The organism is Achromobacter sp. CF-sbj1-Ac2-l (assembly GCF_052698165.1).
This window is the reverse complement of record NZ_CP199855.1, coordinates 2058666-2077342: the sequence shown is the minus strand read 5'-3', so window position 1 is coordinate 2077342 and position 18677 is coordinate 2058666. Positions and strand designations below refer to the sequence as shown.

Below are 18677 nucleotides of genomic sequence, written 5' to 3'. Positions count from 1 at the left end.
GTCAGGCCGCGGCCGGAACCGAGGCGCCGGCCGCCACCGCTTTTTCGAGCGCCTGGACGAACATGCCCGCGACGTCGAAACCGGTCTGTTCGGCGATTTCCACGAAACAGGTGGGGCTGGTGACATTGACCTCGGTGACGTAGTCACCGATGACGTCCAGGCCGACCAGCAGCAGGCCGCGCGCGGCCAGCTTGGGCGCGACGGCCTCGGCGATCTCGCGGTCGCGCGGCGACAGCGGCTGCGCCACGCCCCGGCCGCCAGCGGCCAGGTTGCCGCGGGTCTCGCCGGCCAGCGGGATGCGCGCCAGCGAATACGGCACCGGTTCGCCGCCGATCAGCAGGATGCGCTTGTCGCCCTTGACGATCTCGGGAATGTAACGCTGCGCCATGATGGTGCGCGCGCCGTTGTCGGTCAGCGTTTCCAGGATGGCGTTGAGGTTGGGGTCCTTGGGCTGCAGGCGGAACACCCCGGTGCCGCCCATGCCGTCCAGCGGCTTGACGATGACGTCGTGGTGCGTGTCGTGGAAGGCCTTCAGGCGCGCCATGTTGCGCGTCACCAGCGTCGGCGCGGTGAACTCGCTGATCTCGGTGATGGCCAGCTTCTCGGGATGGTTGCGGATCGCCGCGCCGCTGTTGAACACCTTGGCGCCTTGCGCCTGGGCGTATTCGAGCAGATGGGTGGAATACACGTATTCCATGTCGAAAGGCGGGTCTTTGCGCATAACCACCGCGCCGAAATCGGCCAGCGGCAGATCCTGGGGCGCCGATTCGCGCCACCAGTCATGGCCGTGCAGGTCGGCGTCTGCCACCAGCTCGATGGGCGTGGTGACGGCCTTGACCGTGCCGGTCTCGATGTACAGGTCGCCCTGCATGGCCACGCTGAGCGTATGGCCGCGCGCCACCAGGGCACGCATCATGGCGACAGAACTGTCCTTGTACGCCTTCAAGAGCGGCAAGGGATCCAAAACGAACAAAACATGCATCGCGACACCCCGAACGTACGCCGCCTTCCCTTTCGGGAAGGCGGCTATCTATGACATCGTAGCGCAGAGCCGCCCAATAAGCGAACCCGCCGAACATGGGCTGGACGGCGGGTCGCGGGGCAAGAGCGGCCAGGCCTTCCCGGACGGGAAGGCCGGCAGGAGCCTTATGCCGCCGATTCCGGCTTGCCCGCGGGGGCAGCCTTCTTCTTGGGCGCCAGCACCATGACCATCTGACGGCCTTCGAGCTTCGGCATGGCTTCGACCTGGGCCAATTCCAGCAGATCGTCGCGCACACGCTCAAGTACCCGCATGCCCAGTTCCTGGTGAGCCATTTCACGGCCACGGAACCGCAGCGTCACCTTGGCCTTGTCGCCTTCCTCGAGGAAGCGGCGCAGGTTGCGCAGCTTGACCTGGTAGTCGCCCTCGTCGGTGGCCGGACGGAATTTGACTTCCTTGACCTGGATGACCTTCTGCTTCGAACGAGCTTCGGCCTGACGCTTCTGCTCTTGGTACTTGAACTTACCGTAGTCCATCAAACGGCAGACCGGCGGCTCGGCGTTCGGCGCGATTTCCACCAGATCCACGTCGTTTTGCTCGGAAAGACGGAACGCGTCGGCAATCTTGACGATGCCCAGCTGTTCTCCGTCCAGACCTATCAGGCGCACCTCGGGGACGCGGATTTCACCGTTGATGCGATTGGCTTTTTCAGTGGCGATGTTGAAAGCTCCTAGAAATGTTAAGCAGCGCTGCCATCGGGTTGATTGACGTCGCGGCGGGTGGATACGTCTTCGGACAGGCGGGCGACGAAGTCGTCGAACGCGATGGCGCCGAGGTCCAGACCGCCCAATCCGCGTACGGCGACGGTACCGTTTTGCTTCTCCTTGTCGCCGACGACGAGGATGTACGGCACCTTCTGCAGGCTGTGCTCCCGAATTTTACGAGTGATTTTTTCACCGCGCAAATCGGACTCTACTCTAAAGCCTTGTTTTTTCAGGCTTTGCGTGATTTCAGCCGCATAATCGGCCGAAGGTTCGGAAATGCAGCACACCACGGCCTGCACCGGCGCCAGCCAGGGCGGCATCGCGCCGGCGTGGTTTTCGATCAGCATGCCGATGAAACGCTCGAGCGAACCCAGGATGGCGCGGTGCAGCATCACGGGCGGACGGCGCTGGTCGTTCTGGTCCACGTACTCGGCGCCCAGGCGCACGGGCATGGAGAAGTCGACCTGGATCGTGCCGCACTGCCAGTGGCGGCCGATGGCGTCCTTCAGCGTGTATTCAACCTTGGGGCCGTAGAACGCGCCCTCCCCCGGGGAGATCTCGAATTCGCAGCCGGTGCGGCGCAGGCTTTCCATCAGGGCCTGTTCGGCCGTGTCCCAGACCTCGTCCGAGCCGATGCGCTTTTCCGGACGCGTGGCGACCTTGTACAGCACTTCGGTGAAGCCGAAGTCGCGGTAGACCTTCTGCAGCAGGGCCGTGAAGTCGGCGCATTCGTCCTGCAACTGTTCTTCGGTACAGAAGATGTGGCCGTCGTCCTGCGTGAAGCCGCGCACGCGCATCATGCCGTGCAGCGAGCCGGACGGTTCGTTGCGGTGGCACTGGCCGAATTCGCCGTAGCGCAGCGGCAGTTCGCGGTACGAGTGCAGGCCGGCGTTGAAGATCTGCACGTGGCCCGGGCAGTTCATGGGCTTGAGGCCATAGACGCGGTTCTCGGACTCCGTCGTGAACATGTTTTCACGGTAGTTGTCCCAGTGGCCCGTCTTCTTCCAGAGCGAGATGTCGAGGATCTGCGGCGCCTTCACTTCCTGGTAGCCGTTGTCGCGGTAGACGGAGCGCATGTACTGCTCCACCTGCTGCCACAGGGCCCAGCCCTTGGGGTGCCAGAAAATCAGACCGGGTGCTTCATCCTGGAAGTGGAACAGGTCGAGTTCGCGGCCGATCTTGCGGTGATCGCGGCGCTCGGCCTCTTCCAGCATGTGCAGGTAGGCTTCCTGTTCTTCCTTGGTGGCCCAGGCCGTGCCGTAGATGCGCTGAAGCATCTCATTCTTGCTGTCGCCGCGCCAGTAGGCGCCGGCCACCTTCATCAGCTTGAAGACCTTCAGCTTGCCCGTGGACGGCACGTGCGGGCCGCGGCACAGGTCGATGAAGTCGCCTTCGCGATACAGGCTGAGCGGCTCGTTCGACGGGATCGAGGCGATGATCTCGGCCTTGTACTTTTCGCCGATGCCCTTGAAGAACTCGACGGCGTCGTCGCGCGACCAGACTTCGCGCGTCACGACTTCGTCCTTCTTGGCCAGCTCGGCCATCTTCTTCTCGATGGCCGTCAGGTCTTCGGGCGTGAACGGGCGCTTGTACGAGAAGTCGTAGTAGAAGCCGTTGTCGATCACGGGGCCGATGGTGACCTGCGCGTCCGGGAACAGCTCTTTGACGGCGTAGGCCAGCAAGTGGGCCGTGGAATGGCGGATCATGTCCAGGCCGTCGGCGTCCTTGGCGGTCACGATGGCCAGGCGGGCGTCGCCCTCGATGCGGTAGCTGGTGTCGACCAGCGTGGAATCGGCGCCTTCAAAGGTCACGCGGCCGCCCAAGGCGGCTTTGGCCAATCCCGCGCCGATCGATTGCGCCACTTCGGCGACCGTGACCGGTCCCGGGTATTGGCGCTGCGAACCATCGGGCAATGTGATCTGTACCATCGGGAGTGCTTCCTGGGGTTCTTGGGAAAATACGAAATTCAGAAACGACAAACGCGGCTGGTAGCCGCGTTCATTTGGTTGTCTTGCTGAGTCTTACCGCTGACCTGACACGGTGAAACCCGACGCACGAAAAACTAACGCGACATAGGGCGAAAGTTCCGGGTCGTAGTTCGTGCCAGCGGGAAAAACATGATGCTCGGGCCTTCGGGATTGACTTGCGGTGCGCAGCGCCGGGATAAATGGCGTGCTTATCGTTGCCGATTGTAGCACCCTTTGGGGCTATTTCGTGACATTTGCGCGACAAAAGGGGCGGCTGATGGCGCGAACATGGCCCGTCGGCGAGCGCAGGAGGGAGCAACCGAGCCCCTCAGGCCAGGTTGCGGCTGTCGGCGATGGCGGCCAGCGCATGCAGCACGCCCTCTTCCCAGTGCGGCGCGCGCAGCCCGAAGGTGCGCTCCAGCAGGCGGCAGTCCAACCGGGAATTCAGGGGCCGACGCGCCGAGGTGGGATATTGGTCGGACGACACCGCCTGGATATCGCCCGGCGTCAGCGTCACCGCCAGACCGGCGCGCCGGGCCTGCTGCGCGATGAAACAGGCGTATTCGTGCCAACTGGCGTCGCCGGTGGCCGCCATGTGGTACAGGCCGAAGGGAAACTCTCCCCCGGCCGGCCGCGCCAGATAGCGCGCCACGACCTGCGCGGTGGCATCCGCGATGTACGCGGCGCCGGTGGGCGCGCCGCGCTGGTCGCTCACGACGCGCAGCGCTTCCGGCTGGCGCAGCGCCATCAGCATGGTCTTCAGGAAGCTCTTGCCGTACACGCCGTAGACCCACGACGTGCGCAACACCAGGTGGGCCGGGTTCAGCGCCCGCACCGCCTGCTCGCCGGCAAGCTTGCTGCGGCCATAGACGTTCAACGGCGCGGGTTCGTCCCGCTCGTCGTAGACGCCCGCCTTGGCACCGTCGAACACGTAGTCGGAAGAATAGTGGACGATGAGGGCGCCGCGGTCGGCCGCCAGCGCGGCCAGTTCGCCCGCGGCCTCGGCGTTCACGCGCATGGCGCGTACCGCGTCTTCCTCGGCGCGCTCGACCGCGGTATAGGCGGCCGCGTTGACGATGACGTCAGGCTTCTCGCGCCGCACCAGGCGCGCGATCTGCAGGGGATAGGTCAGGTCGCAGTCGGTCCGCCCGACCGCCGTCACCACGCCCAGCGGAGCGAGGCTGCGCCGCAGCTCGAAGCCGAGCTGGCCGTCCCTGCCGATCACGAGAATTTTACTGGGCATCCGCCGTCCGCCGCCTCGCCAGTCCTGCGCCACGGGCTGGCAACAGGCCGGCCCGGAAATGCTGCGATTTTATGCCTTGCGGGCAAGCCCTCGCGAGGCCGATTTAACGTCGCGCATCGCGACCTCTTGCATCGCTTAGTCTGATTCTCTCTTAGTTTTCGTCTGTATGGCGCCGTAAGACCATAAGCTTCGCACTCGAATTTCGGACTGGTTACGGCGTGTGCGCGGCCCCGCCTCTTGGGCGCCCCCTCTGCGCACCGATGTGTGCCTTTCCATTCTGTGGAGCCTAGATGAATACTCCCTCAGCGCCGGACAACGCCGTCTCGTCCGAGCCGCGATCCCCCGATGCGGTTGACCGCCCCAATTCCCGCAAGCACCTGCTGCTGTCACGCCCGCCCCCCGTCATCCGGGTGGCGATCCTGGACGACCACCCCGTCGTGGCGCTGGGCCTGGGCGCCTACCTCGACGCCCGCCCCGGCTTCCGCGTCATCCACCAGGAAACCTCCGCCCGCCGGCTGCTCGACAAGCTGGCGACCACGCCATGCGACATCGCCCTGATCGACTTCTACCTGCCGCAGGAACCGTGGGACGGCGTCAACTACCTGCGCCGGCTGCGGCGCTACCATCCGAATCTGGCGATCATCACTTTCTCGGCCGGCAACCGCCAGGAAACCCAGTACGCCGCCTTCCGTGCGGGGGCCAACGGCTACCTGGCCAAGCAATGGGCCATGCTGCTGCTGCCCGAGATGATCCACGGCGTCCTCAGCAAGAAGAACCCGTTCCTGTCGGTGCACGAAGGCAAGATCCGGCCAGTGTCGCCGCGGCCGCCGCACGCCTTGCTGACGACGTCGGAAGTTGAAGTGCTGCGTCACATCAGCCAGGGCATGTCGGTCACGCAGATCGCGATGCGCCTGAAGCGCAGCAAGAAGACCGTCAGCACCCACAAGCGCCGCGCCATGCGCAAGCTGCAGCTATCGGACGACCTGGCGCTGGCCCTGTACCTGCGGGAAAAGTTCGCCGAATAGCAACGTGGCCGACGCAAGGTCGGCCACCGTTTCATGGCGAGGCGCCAGGCGTCTCAGATGATGCGCGAATAGCTGGCGCTGGTGCTGACCGTACGTAGATAGCCGTCGAACGCCATCGCCACGGCCCTGACGAAGTACCAGCCCAGGCCGGTCACGCGCAGTTCGCCGGCCCGCAGGTTGACCAGGCCGAGCTCGGCGAGGTTGGCCACCTGTGACAGCTCCGGCCCGAAGTAGTCGCCGAACCGCAGGCCATGGCGCGCCTCGACGCGGGCGAAATCCACCCGCCCCTGGCACATGATGTCCATGATGACTTCACGTCGCGCGAGGTCGTCGGCGCTGAGCGCCAGGCCCCTCTCGATGGCGAAGCGGCCGGACTCGATCGCGGCGTAGTAGCCGTCCAGGTCCTTGGCGTTCTGGCTGTAGGTGTTGCCAATGCGGCCGATGGCCGATACGCCCAACGCGACCAGGTCGCGGTCGGGCTGGGTGCTGTAGCCCTGGAAGTTTCGGTGCAGCTCGCCGCGCTGCTTGGCGATGGCCAAGGCGTCGGTGTTGAGCGCGAAATGATCCATGCCGATGTAGGTGTAGCCCTGCTTGAGGAAGCCTTCGATGGCGGCGCTCAAGAGGCCGACGCGCGTGGCGCGGTCGGGCAGGTCCAGCGGATTGATGCGGCGCTGCGGCTTGAAGCGTTCGGGCAGGTGGGCGTAGGCGTAGAGCGCGATGCGGTCAGGCCGCAGCGCGCTGACCTGCGCGATGGTTCGGGCGAACGATTCGGTGGTCTGCAGCGGCAGGCCATAGATTAGGTCGACGTTGACCGAGGCATAGCCCAGCGTGCGGGCGCTGTGCATCAGGTCGCGCACGTCCTCGAACGACTGCACGCGATGGACCGCGACCTGCACCTTGGCATCGAAATCCTGCACGCCGAAACTGAGCCGGTTGAAACCCAGCTTGCGCAGCCGCTCCAGCCGCTGGGGCGTGGCGGTGCGGGGATCCACCTCGATGGAGATTTCGGCATCGAGCTCGAAGCGGAAGGCGCCGCGCAGGTCCGCCATCAGGCGATCGAGCTCTTCGTCGGACAGGAAGGTGGGCGTGCCCCCGCCGAAATGCAGTTGCGATACCGGCACGCCGGGACCCAGCTCGGCCACGTGCAGCGCGATTTCCCGCGCCAGCGCGTCCAGGTAGCGGGCGGCACGGTCGTGATGGCGGGTCACGACCTTGTTACAGGCACAGTAGTAGCAGACCGAGTCGCAGAACGGGATGTGCACGTAGAGCGACAGCGGCTCGGTCGTACAGGAATCGCGGCGCTGGCGCAGGGCCTGGCGGTACTGCTCGACGCCGAAATCGCCGCGGTAGCGATCCGCCGTGGGATAGGAGGTGTAGCGGGGTCCGTTCTTGTCCAGGCGCGCCAGCAACTGGGGCGGAAAGAAAGGTTCGGCGGCGGCGGCCGCAGGATCGGCGAAGGCTGGGCGTAGGGCGGCTTGCATACCTCGAATTATTCGCTTGTGCCGCCCCACCCGCCTTGATCTTGCGCAAACGCGCCGCCCCGTAGAATGGCGGGATTCTTCATTACAAGGACATCCTCGTGGAAACCGAACTTGACGGCCGCCTGCTCGCCCTGCGGCAGGCGATGGCGATCGCCATCGCCCTCTCCACCCGCGGCAGCCCCCAGGCCACCGACATGGCGCTGGAACTGCTGGGCGACCTGAAGACGAACCTGGACAACGCGCCGTCGGACAGCCCTTTCGAGCAACCCGAATGGGTGCTCGGCGCGCACGACGAACTGGAAGGCATCGCGCGCCTGGTGCGGGCCTTCACGCAGACGCCCGAACCGGACAGCGACGGCGCGTAAGGCCCCCTCCGCCTGGCCATTTCCGCGCCACCTCGCCCCGCGGCTAGCGCTCGGGGCCGGCGCCGCAGGCCGCGACAGGCGGCTTGACGCGCCAATGCAGATTGGGGAACCCGCCCCCGACCGGCTCGAACCCCTCGGGCGACACCCGCGCCTTGCTCAACTCCAGCGCGCCGCAGTCAGCCACCAGGTGGGCGCCGACCCACGGACTGAATCGCAGTTGCCCGTTGATCAGCACCAGCGGCCTTTCGGGCAGCCGCAGCGACAACGCGCCCGATTCTTCCCAGGGACCGGAAATGACCCGGACCGGCCCGCCCAGCGCACTCACGGCGCGGTCATGCAGCGCGTCCGCCAACGCCTGCGCATCGAAGTAGCGCCAATCCGTCGGGCGCCGCAGCAGGCCCGCGCCATTGGGCGCCGTCAGTTCCACCCGCAGCATCAGCAGCAACTGGATGACGCTGAACACCAGCGCCACGCGGTACGGCCGGAAGGGCCCGCGCCAGGCCGGGCGCGCCCATTCCATCGCGGCCGGCACAATGAAGAGCAGGAACGGCGTGCCCCAATGCAACTGGATGTGCGATCCCGAGATCAGGGCCATGACGCTGACAAACACCAGCGGGGTCAAACCGAACGACAGCAGCAGGGCGCGCCCCGGATCGCCCGCGACGGCGTCCGGCGGCGCGGCATGGCGTCGTCGCTCGCGGCTGCCCGCCAGCCACAGCACTCCCAGGAACAGCCAGGCCGGCAGGGCCCGGTTCAGCAGTTGATCACCCCACCACTTGGCGACCTCCTGCCCTCGGGCGAGCCACGGCAGGCCAGCCGCCAGCGACGATGACATGGCGTAGTTCAACGGCTCGAAGTCATGATGGATCAGCCAGATCAGATGCGGCGCGAACACCGCCAAAGCGGTCAGGCCCGCCACCTGCAGGCCGAAGACGTGCATGGGATCGCGCCACGCCTTGCGGATGCACCAGAACACCAGCACCGCCAGTCCGGCGACCGCGATCTGGTACTTGGCCAGCGCGCCCAGCCCCAGGCAGGCGCCCAGCGCGAGCCACCAGCCGATCTTGCGAGTCGTGTAGGCCTTCCAGCAGGCCAGCGCACAACCGGCCACCAGCGGGATCAGGACGATCTCGTGGTTGTAGAAGTACAGCCGGCCGTTGTAGAAGGTGACGCACAGGCCCGCCAGCGCGGCGGTGGCGGCATGGGCCTCGCCGCGCATGTCGCGCAACAGGCGCCACATCAGCGCGAACGCGCCCAGCGCACAGGCCGCGCCCATGACATACGTGGCCCAGGCGGTCCCACCCAGCAGTTGCACCACCGGCCACAACAGCCAGGTCGGCAGCGGCGGATGCTTGTAGTAACCCCACTCCAGGCTGCGCACCCAGATGAGTTGCTCGATGTTGTCCGTTGGCGGGGCCAGCACGGCCCGGTCCAGCAGCCAAAGCCAGGCACCCGCGAACACCAGCATGCCGATTCCGACCCGCCAAGGATTCGGCTTCCAGGCCTCTTCGCCATTCCGTCGCACGCCACACTCCCCGTCATGGCGTCCGCAAAGCCCCGCCGCCTCGCCCCGGTTTCCGGAACGCAGGGATTATCGGATCCGGACCACGTCACGACGTTGACGATTTGTCCGGCAATTGTTCGAAAACTGTAAAGCGCGGGGCCGGAACCCCATCGCCTAACTGGCCTGACCACTGGATAGGAAGAGGGGGAATCCCTCTGATCGTTTTCCCTCAATAAAGCGATTTTTACTTTTATTTCAAGGACACGATGCCTATATTGGTGGCCTGACCACCAGACCATTCGTACCGCATCACCACGATGAACACCTTCCAAGCCGTTGCCGTCACCCGGCTCTATCGCATGATCGCCGACCAGATCGCCGGACGGATCCGCGCGGGCGATTTTCCGCGCGGGGGCCGGCTGCCGTCGGAGCGCGAGCTGGCCGAGCAATTGCAGGTCAGCCGCGCCTCTATCCGCGAGGCGCTGATCGCCTTGGAAATCGAAGGCTATGTCGAGGTGCGCGTCGGCACCGGCGTGTTCGTCACCGCCACCCGTGAAAGCGCCGCCCTGCCCGCCATGGCCGGCCAGGCCGCGGCGCAGCAGGACGACATCGGCCCCTTCGACCTGCTGGAAGCGCGCATGCTGATCGAACCCGAATGCGCCGCGCTGGCGGCGCAGCAGGGGTCGGCCGCCCAGCTCGCCGCCATCCGCGGCGCCCATGAGGCCATGTCGCTGACGGATGCCCCGGGCTGGCATGATCGCGAGTTCCACGGCGCCATCGCCGCCGCCTGCGGCAATGCGGCGCTGGCGGCATCGGTGGCCCACCTGTGGAACCTGAGCCTGGCCAGCCCCGTGTTCAGCCGCATGCAGGACTACTTCGTCAACACCAAGGTGTGGGCCGTTGCCCACGCCGAGCACCAGCGCATCCTGACCGCCATCCTGGCGCGCGATCCGATCCGCGCGCGCCATGCCATGCATGCGCACCTCATCGGCATCCTCGCCCGTCTGCGGGAAGACTTCGGCGACGACGACGGGAGCATCCGGCCCGATATCTAGGCTCAACACCGCGACCCGCCGGCGGCGCCGTCCGCCCCCTGCCACGAAACCCAAACCCGCGCCCGGCGCGGGCAGCCCCTCCCGGGAGTGTTTGCATGACGGTTGTATCCCCCCTGCCGCGCAACGGCGGACAGATCCTGATGCAGCAACTGCGCATCCACGGCACGCGCCGCATCTTCATGATTCCAGGCGAGAGCTACCTGCCCTGCATCGATGCGCTGAACGAGCACCGCGGCGCCATCGAGCCGGTGGTGTGCCGCCAGGAAAGCGGCGCTGCCTACATGGCCGAGGCCTACGGCAAGCTCACCGGCGAGCCCGGCGTGTGCTTCGTGACCCGTGGCCCGGGCGCCACCAATGCCAGCATCGGCGTGCATACCGCTTTCCAGGATTCGACGCCGATGATCCTGTTCGTCGGCCAGGTCGGCAACGACTTCTACGAACGCGAAGCCTTCCAGGAGATCGACTATCGCCGCATGTTCGGCCAGATGGCCAAGTGGGTGGCGCAGATCGATCGCACCGACCGCATCCCGGAATTCGTGGCGCGCGCCTACGCCACCGCCACCAGCGGCCGCCCCGGCCCGGTGGTGCTGGCGCTGCCGGAAGACACGCTGTGGGGCACGGCGGCGGTGGCCGACATGCCGCGCTACCACCGCGTCGCCGCCGGCCCTGGCAAACCCGACCTGGACCGCATGCGCCAACTGCTGGACCAGGCTGAACGGCCCGTCATGGTGCTGGGCGGCAGCGGCTGGAACGCCGACGCGATCCAGCAGGTCGCCGCTTTCGCCGAACGCTTCGAATTGCCCGTGGCGACCGCCTGGCGCCGGCTCGAGTGCTTTGACCAACGCCATCCCAACGCCGCCGGCCAGATGGGCTGGGGCATGACCGACGCGCTGCGCGCCCGCATCAAGGCGGCCGACCTGATCCTGGCGGTCGGCACGCGCCTGGGCGAAGCCACCACCGAGGGCTATCAACTCGTCGAGAGTCCCTTGCCGCGCCAGGCGCTGATCCATGTCTATCCGGACCCCCAGGAGCTGGGCCGCGTCTTCGCGCCGACCCAGGCGATCGTCGCCAGCGTCGCCGGCTTCGCGCAGGCGCTGGCCACGCTGCAACCGGCCCACGCCACGCCGCGCGGCGCCGCGGTACGTGCGGCCCACGCCGAATACCTGGATTCGCTCGAACCGTTGCCGTCGCCCGGCCCGCTGGGCCTGGATGCCGTGGCCGCGCAGGTCAACCAGCGCCTGGCGCCGGACGCCTGCGTCACGGTGGGCGCGGGCAACTACGCGCTGTATCCGCACCGCTATCGCCAGTTCACCGGCCCGGGCACCAGCCTGGCGCCGACCGTGGGGTCGATGGGCTACGGGCTGCCGGCGGCCGTGTCCGCCAAGCTGGAGCACCCCGATAAGACCGTGGTCTGCTACGCCGGCGACGGGTGCTTCCAGATGAACCTGCAGGAACTGGGCGTGGCCCAGCAGTACCGGCTGGGCATCGTGGTGCTGGTGTTCAACAACGGCATGTGGGGCACGATCCGCGCGCATCAGGAGCGCGAATTCCCGGGCCGTCCGATCGCGCTGGATTTCGACAATCCCGATTTCACCCAGATCGTGCGCGGCTATGGCGGCTACGGCGAGGCGGTCGAACGCACCGAGGACTTCGCCGCGGCTTTCGACCGCGCGCTGGCTTACGCCGAGCGCGAACGCCGGCCCGCGCTGCTGGAAATCCGCTACGACGCCGACGGCATCGCCCCCGGCCAGACGCTCACCGCCATCCGCGAGGCCGCGCTGGCGCGCCAGGCCGCCGCATCCACCCACTGACCCGAACGAGGCTCCCCATGACTTCATCCCTGTCCGTCAACGGCAACCGGCTCTGGCAATCCCTGATGGATCTGGCCGAGATCGGCGCCACGCCCAAGGGCGGCAACTGCCGCCTGGCCCTGACCGCGCTCGACGGCCAGGGCCGCGATCTGGTCACCGGCTGGATGCGCGACGCCGGCCTGACGATCCGCGTGGACCAGGTGGGCAATATCTTCGCGCGCCGCGCCGGCCGCAACGACGCGCTGCCCCCGGTGATGACCGGCAGCCACATCGACACGCAGCCCACCGGCGGCAAGTTCGACGGCTGCTTCGGCGTGCTGGCCGGCCTGGAAGTGATGCGCACGCTGAACGATGCCGGCGTGCAGACGGAGGCGCCGCTGGAGCTGGCCATCTGGACCAACGAGGAAGGCTCGCGCTTCGTGCCGGTGATGATGGGCTCGGGCGTGTTCGCCGGCAAGTTCCCGCTGGAGACGGCGCTGAGCGCGCGCGACGCCAAGGGACTGGCGGTGCGCGACGAGCTGCGGGCCATCGGCTACGCGGGCACGGAACCGGTCGGCGGCCGCCCGGTGGATGCCTATTTCGAGGCTCACATCGAGCAGGGTCCGATCCTGGAGCACGAAGAAAAAGTGATCGGCGCGGTGACCGGTTCGCTCGGCCTGCGCTGGTACGACGTCACCGTGACCGGCATGGAGATGCATGCCGGCCCCACGCCCATGGGCATCCGCCGCGACGCGCTGTTCGCCGCCAGCTACCTGGTGCAGGCGGTCATCAACATCGCCAACGCGCACCAGCCACACGGGCGCGGCACCGTGGGCGAGATCCATGCCCACCCCGGCTCGCGCAACGTGATCCCGGGCCAGGTGCGCTTCACCACCGACCTGCGCCATGAGGACGAGGCCACGCTCACGCGCATGGACCAGCAATGGCGCGAGGCCTGCCGCGAGATCGCCGACAGACACGGCGTGCAGGTGGACGTGAAGGACGTGCAGTACTTCCGCCCCACCCCGTTCGATCCCGATCTGGTGGAGAAGGTGCGCCAGGGCGCCGCGCGTCGCGGCCTGCCGGCCATGGACATCGTCACCGGCGCCGGCCACGACGCCGTCTACATGGCGGCGGTGGCGCCCACCGCCATGATCTTCGTGCCGTGCAAGGACGGCATCAGCCACAACGAAATCGAAGACGCGCAGCCCGCGCACCTGGAAGCCGGCTGCAACGTGCTGCTGGACGCCATGGTGGCCCGCGCCAACGCCGCGCGCTGAACCGAGGACCTCGTCATGACCCTGCATACCCTCGACTACTGGCAAGCCCGCGCCGCTGCGCTGACGCTGCGCGGCCAGGCCTACATCGACGGCGCCTACGCCGACGCCGCCGACGGCGCCACCTTCGCGGCCACCAGCCCGATCGACGGCCGCAAGCTGGCCGATGTGGCCGCCTGCGGCAAGGCCGATGTCGACCGCGCCGTGGCGGCCGCCCGCCGCGCCTTCGAGGCCGGCGTCTGGTCCGGCCTGGCGCCGCGCGAGCGCAAGACGCGCCTGGTGCGACTGGCGCAGCTCATCACGGAACACAGCGAGGAGCTGGCGCTGATCGAGACCCTGGACATGGGCAAGCCGATCCGCGACGCGCTGGCCTTCGACCTGCCCGAAACCGCGCATTGCTACGCCTGGTATGGCGAGGCCATCGACAAGCGCTACGACGAGATCGCGCCGACGGGCGGCAATGCCCTGGCCACGGTCACGCGCGAACCGCTCGGCGTGGTGGCCGCCGTGGTTCCCTGGAACTATCCGCTGCTGATGGCGGCCTGGAAGGTCGCGCCGGCACTGGCCGCGGGCAACAGCGTGATCCTCAAGCCGGCCGAGCAGTCGTCGTTGAGCGCATTGCGGCTGGCGGCGCTGGCCGAGCAGGCCGACATTCCCGCCGGCGTGTTCAACGTGGTGCCTGGCACCGGTCCGGTCGCCGGCAGCGCGCTGGGCCTGCATCCGGACGTGGACTGTGTGGCCTTCACCGGCTCCACCGCGACCGGCAAGCGCTTCATGAGCTACTCGGGCGAATCGAACCTGAAGCGCGTGTGGCTCGAATGCGGCGGCAAGTCTCCCCATATCGTCTTCGAGGACTGCCCCGACCTGGATCGCGCCGCGCTGATCGCCGCGCTGGCGATCTTCTCGAACCAGGGCGAAGTGTGTATCGCCGGCTCGCGCCTCTACGTGCACGACGCCATCTACGACACCTTCATGGAGAAGGTGGCCAGGCATGCCGCCGAGATGCGGCCGGGTAATCCGCTGGATCCGGCCACGGCGCTGGGCGCCATGGTTGACGAACGCCAGACGCGCTCGGTCATGGCGCGCATCGCGGCCGGCCAGGCCGAGGGCGCGACGCTGCGCATCGGCGGACGCCAGTTGCACACGGACAGCGGCGGCTTCTACATCGAGCCCACCATCTTCGATTGCGCCGACGCCTCCAGCGCGTTGATCCGCGAGGAGATCTTCGGCCCGGTGCTGGCGGCGCAGCGCTTTCATACGGAAGACGAAGCCATCGCATTGGCCAACGATTCCTCGTACGGCCTGGGCGCTGGCCTGTGGACCGCCAACCTGGGCCGCGCGCATCGCCTGTCGCGCCGCCTGCGCGCCGGCCTGGTGTGGGTCAATTGCTATGCCGACGGCGACATCACGGTCCCGTTCGGCGGCGTCAAGCAGTCGGGCTTCGGCCGCGACAAATCGCTGCACGCGCTGGACAAGTACAGCGACCTGAAAACCACCTGGATCGACATCACCCAATAGCGCGGCCGCCGTGCACCTCGTCTATCGCCGCATTGGTGCGCGGCGCCGTCTCTGCACCCATACGCAGCATTGTTGTAGCAGCTCCACCCCGCAGTTCCCCGAGAAACAGGTGGCACGAGGTTTGCTTGTCATAGCCGGCACACGCCGCGTGACGCGCGGCCACCTGATAACCCTCTTCCAGCCCGGAGGCTCGCAGTGAAATCGAAGACTTGGTTCTCCCTCAGCATCGGCGCCCTGATCCTGGCGGCCGCCTTGCCCGCCACGCAGGCGCTGGCCCAGACCAAGGGCGGCACGCTCAACATGATCGTCCAGCCCGAGCCGCCCGTGATCGTCACGGCCATCAACCAGCAGGGTCCGACGCAGTTCGTCGCCGGCAAGATCTATGAAAGCCTGCTGACCTACACCACCGACCTCAAGCCGCAACCGGGCCTGGCCAAGTCGTGGGAGGCCTCGAGCGACGGCCTGACCTACACCTTCCACCTGCAGGACAACGTCAAGTGGCACGACGGCAAGCCGTTCACCGCCGACGACGTGGTCTTCACGCTGTCTGACATGCTGCCCAAGACCCATGCGCGGGCCCGCGTGATCCTGAACAAGTTCGTCGACTCGGTGCAGGCCACCGACCCGAAGACCGTGGTCATCAAGCTGAAGTCGCCGTTCCCGGCCTTCATGCTGATGTTCGAGCCGGGCTTCGCGCCGATGATGCCCAAGCACATCTACGCCGGCACCGACTACATGACCAACCCGGCCAACCAGAAACCGATCGGCACGGGCCCGTTCATGTTCAAGGAATGGAAGCGCGGCGAATACATCAAGCTGGCGCGCAACCCCGATTACTGGAAACCCGGCAAGCCCTACCTGGATGAGCTGGTGTTCAACGTGATCCCCGACGCGGCCTCGCGCGCGGTGGCGTTCGAACGCGGCAGCGTCGACGTACTGCGCGGCGGCGACGTCGACAACGTCGACATCAAGCGCCTGCGCGCCCTGCCCAAGGTCGAGTACACGACGGCCGGCTGGGAGATGTTCTCGCCCCAGGCCTACCTGATCTTCAACATGCGCAAGCCGCCCTTCGACAACCTGAAGGTGCGCCAGGCGGTGATGGCCGCGATCAACCGCAACATGGTGGTCAACAACATCTTCTTCGGCCTGGGCAAGGTCTCGACCAGCCCGTTCGTGACCACCGAGATGTTCTACGACAAGAACATGCCGCCGATGCCCTTCGACATGAAGAAGGCGCGCGCGCTGATCAAGGAATCGGGCATCAAGCCTGGCGACTACACCATCCGCCAGTTGAGCTTCCCGTACGGCTCGACCTGGGACCGCCTGGGCGAATACACCAAGCAGGCGCTCGAGCAGCTGGGCTTCAAGGTCAACCTGGAATCGACCGATGCCGGCGGCTGGGCCAGCCGCACCGGCAACTGGGACTTCGACCTGACCACCAACTTCACCTACCAGTACGGCGATCCGGCGCTGGGCGTGCAGCGCCTGTACATCTCGTCGAACATCGTCAAGGGATCGCCGTTCGCCAACGTGCAGGGCTACAGCAATCCCGAGACCGACAAGCAGTGGGAAGCCGCCGCGTCCGAGGTCGACCCGGCCAAGCGCCAGGCGCTCTACACGCAGTTGCAGACCACGCTGGTCAATGAAGTCGCCAACGGCTTCCTGGTGGACATGGAGTTCCCCACGCTGTATCGCGCCAACGTCAAGAACCTGGTCAAGACGGCCATCGGCCTGAACGAGTCGTTCGACGACGTCTACATCGAGAAGTAAGCGCCGCAAGCCGCAAGCGCAGCCAACCCCGGCTCGCTTGCGGCGCCCGGCCGCGCGACGGACGTCCGCGCCCGTCCACGGAGGACCCTGAGCATGAAATTCCTGTCTTTCCTGGTTTCGCGCATCGGCAAGGCCCTGGTGGTCGTGCTGGGCGTGGTCATCATCAATTTCTTCCTGATCCGCCTGGCGCCCGGCGACCCCGCCGCCGTGCTGGCGGGCCAGGCCGGCGCGGGCGATGCCGCCTACGTCGAGCAACTGCGCGTCGCGTTCGGACTGGACAAGCCGGTGCTGACGCAGCTGTTCCTGTACCTGAAGGGCGTGGTCCAGCTGGACCTGGGCTTTTCCTACCGCAACCATGTTCCGGTGCTGGACCTGATCGTCGAACGCCTGCCCGCCACCTTCCTGCTGATGTCCTGCGCCTTCGTCTTCTCGATCGTGCTGGGCGTGCTGCTGGGCGTGGTCGCGGCCAAGGCGCGCTACCGCAACAAACGCCGCTGGATCGACAGCTCGGTCATGACGGGCGCGCTGCTGCTGTATGCCACGCCGCTGTTCTGGCTGTCGTTGATGGGCATCCTGCTGTTCTCGGTGGTGCTGGGCTGGCTGCCGGCCTTCGGCATGGAAACCGTGGGCGCCGGCCTGACCGGCTGGGCACGCGCGGCCGACATCGCGCAGCACCTGATCCTGCCGACGGTGACGCTGGGCTGCTTCTTCATGGCGGTGTACGTGCGCCTGACGCGCGCCTCGATGCTGGAGGTGATCGGCATGGACTTCGTCAAGACCGCGCGCGCCAAGGGCGTCAGCCCCGGCCGCGTGATCCGCGCCCACGTGCTGCGCAACGCGCTGCTGCCGGTGATCACCTTCGCTGGCATCCAGCTGGGCCAGATGGCCGGCGGCGCGGTGCTGACCGAGACCGTGTTCGCCTGGCCCGGCATCGGCCGACTGATGTTCGACGCGCTACTGCAACGCGACTACCAGCTACTGCTGGGCATTTTCCTGGTGACCTCGATCATGGTGGTGGTGTTCAACCTGTTGACCGACGTGCTGTACCGCCTGATCGATCCGCGCATCAGCGCGGGCGCGCAACAAGGAGCCGCGGCATGAAGCAATTCGCCCGACGCTATATGCGCAACTACGGCGCGGTGGCCGGACTGGCCATCGTGCTGGCCGTGGTGATCGTGGCGCTGGCCGCGCCGCTGCTGTACGAGGATTCGCCCTGGATGATGGTGGCCGATCCGCTGATTCCGCCCTTCACCGACGCGGCCTACCCCTTCGGCACCGACATGCTGGGCCGCGACATCACCGCCGGCCTGGTGTGGGGCGCGCGGGTCTCGCTGATGGTGGGCCTGCTGTCGACCGCCGTGGCCCTGGTGTTCGGCATCGTCGTGGGCGCCATCGCCGGCTACTGCGGCGGCCGCGTCGACGACGCGCTGATGCGCTTCACCGAGTTCTTCCAGACCATCCCGCAACTGGCGATGGCGGTGGTGCTGGTGGCGATCCTCGGGCCCTCGATGTATTCCATCATGGGCGCGATCGCGGTGGTGTCCTGGCCGCCGGCGGCGCGGCTGGTTCGATCCGAGTTCATGACGCTCAAGCAGCGCGAATTCGTGCAGGCCGCGATCGTCATCGGCCAGACGCCGGCGCGCATCGTCGGCACGCAGATCCTGCCGAACGCCATGTCGCCCATCATCGTCTCGGCCTCGTTCATGGTGGCCACCGCCATCCTGACCGAATCGTCGCTGTCCTTCCTGGGGCTGGGCGACCGCAACGAGATGAGCTGGGGCTTCATGATCGGCGCGGCCCGCACCATGATCCGCGAAGCCTGGTGGATGAGCGTGTGGCCGGGCGTGGCCATCCTGCTGACCGTGCTGGCGATCAACCTGATCGGCGAAGGCCTGAACGACGCCCTCAACCCGCAACTGCGCAAGCGCGGCGAATAGGA

Annotated in this window: 15 protein-coding genes; 9 read left to right on the top strand and 6 right to left on the bottom strand. The window is 67.0% G+C overall.

Translation table 11 applies throughout. The annotated features are described in order from the left end of the window. Position 1: 1 nt before the first annotated feature. The 4 genes from gshB to rfbD form a co-directional block, all read right to left on the bottom strand. Entirely contained in the window at positions 2-982 is a 981-nt protein-coding gene (gshB, locus tag ACUDCK_RS09525) for a glutathione synthase (RefSeq protein WP_175142939.1), read from the bottom strand. A 164-nt stretch (positions 983-1146) separates the two neighbouring features. Next, positions 1147-1698 (bottom strand): translation initiation factor IF-3, encoded by a 552-nt coding sequence (gene infC, locus ACUDCK_RS09520; RefSeq protein ID WP_076410237.1) that lies wholly within the window; start codon positions 1696-1698, stop codon positions 1147-1149. A gap of 20 nt (positions 1699-1718) precedes the next feature. Further along, a complete protein-coding gene (gene thrS / locus ACUDCK_RS09515) occupies positions 1719-3671 on the bottom strand; it encodes a threonine--tRNA ligase (protein ID WP_049075048.1) in 1953 nt (650 codons plus the stop codon). Positions 3672-4038: 367 nt separating this feature from the next. Next, positions 4039-4953, bottom strand: a complete 915-nt coding sequence (rfbD, locus tag ACUDCK_RS09510; protein WP_064526967.1) for a dTDP-4-dehydrorhamnose reductase — start codon at positions 4951-4953, stop codon at positions 4039-4041. 290 nt (positions 4954-5243) lie between these two features. On the opposite strand from rfbD, the gene ACUDCK_RS09505 reads away from it, so the two are divergent. Beyond that, entirely contained in the window at positions 5244-5978 is a 735-nt protein-coding gene (locus ACUDCK_RS09505; RefSeq protein WP_175167672.1) for a response regulator transcription factor, read from the top strand. Between the two features lie 53 nt (positions 5979-6031). Here ACUDCK_RS09505 and hemN read toward each other — a convergent pair whose 3' ends face one another. Beyond that, positions 6032-7459 carry an oxygen-independent coproporphyrinogen III oxidase gene (gene hemN, locus ACUDCK_RS09500; protein ID WP_175189103.1) on the bottom strand — a complete coding sequence of 476 codons (1428 nt, stop codon included), beginning with the start codon at positions 7457-7459 and terminating at the stop codon, positions 6032-6034. A 98-nt stretch (positions 7460-7557) separates the two neighbouring features. On the opposite strand from hemN, the gene ACUDCK_RS09495 reads away from it, so the two are divergent. After that, a complete protein-coding gene (locus ACUDCK_RS09495) occupies positions 7558-7824 on the top strand; it encodes a hypothetical protein (RefSeq protein ID WP_054503863.1) in 267 nt (88 codons plus the stop codon). A 43-nt stretch (positions 7825-7867) separates the two neighbouring features. Here the strand turns inward: ACUDCK_RS09495 and ACUDCK_RS09490 are convergent, their stop codons facing one another. Beyond that, complete coding sequence (locus ACUDCK_RS09490; RefSeq protein ID WP_064526968.1) at positions 7868-9292, bottom strand: glycosyltransferase family 39 protein; 1425 nt, start codon at positions 9290-9292, stop codon at positions 7868-7870. A gap of 353 nt (positions 9293-9645) precedes the next feature. Between ACUDCK_RS09490 and ACUDCK_RS09485 the strand changes: the two genes are divergently transcribed. The 7 genes from ACUDCK_RS09485 to ACUDCK_RS09455 all read left to right on the top strand — a co-directional run bounded on the left by ACUDCK_RS09485 (position 9646) and on the right by ACUDCK_RS09455 (position 18675). Then, entirely contained in the window at positions 9646-10383 is a 738-nt protein-coding gene (locus ACUDCK_RS09485) for a FadR/GntR family transcriptional regulator (protein ID WP_175167670.1), read from the top strand. 95 nt (positions 10384-10478) lie between these two features. After that, positions 10479-12194: a thiamine pyrophosphate-binding protein gene (locus ACUDCK_RS09480; RefSeq protein WP_116793113.1), complete on the top strand. Its 1716-nt coding sequence runs from the start codon at positions 10479-10481 to the stop codon at positions 12192-12194. Positions 12195-12211: 17 nt separating this feature from the next. Beyond that, the gene (locus ACUDCK_RS09475; protein ID WP_144655218.1) at positions 12212-13453 is read left to right on the top strand and encodes a Zn-dependent hydrolase; all 1242 of its coding nucleotides are present in this window, start codon (positions 12212-12214) and stop codon (positions 13451-13453) included. A gap of 15 nt (positions 13454-13468) precedes the next feature. Continuing rightward, a complete protein-coding gene (locus ACUDCK_RS09470; RefSeq protein ID WP_175167669.1) occupies positions 13469-14968 on the top strand; it encodes an aldehyde dehydrogenase in 1500 nt (499 codons plus the stop codon). Positions 14969-15163: 195 nt separating this feature from the next. Continuing rightward, positions 15164-16738 carry an ABC transporter substrate-binding protein gene (locus tag ACUDCK_RS09465; protein ID WP_054503869.1) on the top strand — a complete coding sequence of 525 codons (1575 nt, stop codon included), beginning with the start codon at positions 15164-15166 and terminating at the stop codon, positions 16736-16738. 93 nt (positions 16739-16831) lie between these two features. Next, on the top strand, positions 16832-17839 hold the full coding sequence (locus ACUDCK_RS09460; protein ID WP_006387978.1) for an ABC transporter permease: 1008 nt from the start codon (positions 16832-16834) through the stop codon (positions 17837-17839). Further along, a complete protein-coding gene (locus tag ACUDCK_RS09455; protein WP_006387977.1) occupies positions 17836-18675 on the top strand; it encodes an ABC transporter permease in 840 nt (279 codons plus the stop codon). The genes ACUDCK_RS09460 and ACUDCK_RS09455 overlap by 4 nt, the downstream gene beginning before the upstream one ends. The last annotated feature ends 2 nt before the right edge of the window (positions 18676-18677 follow it).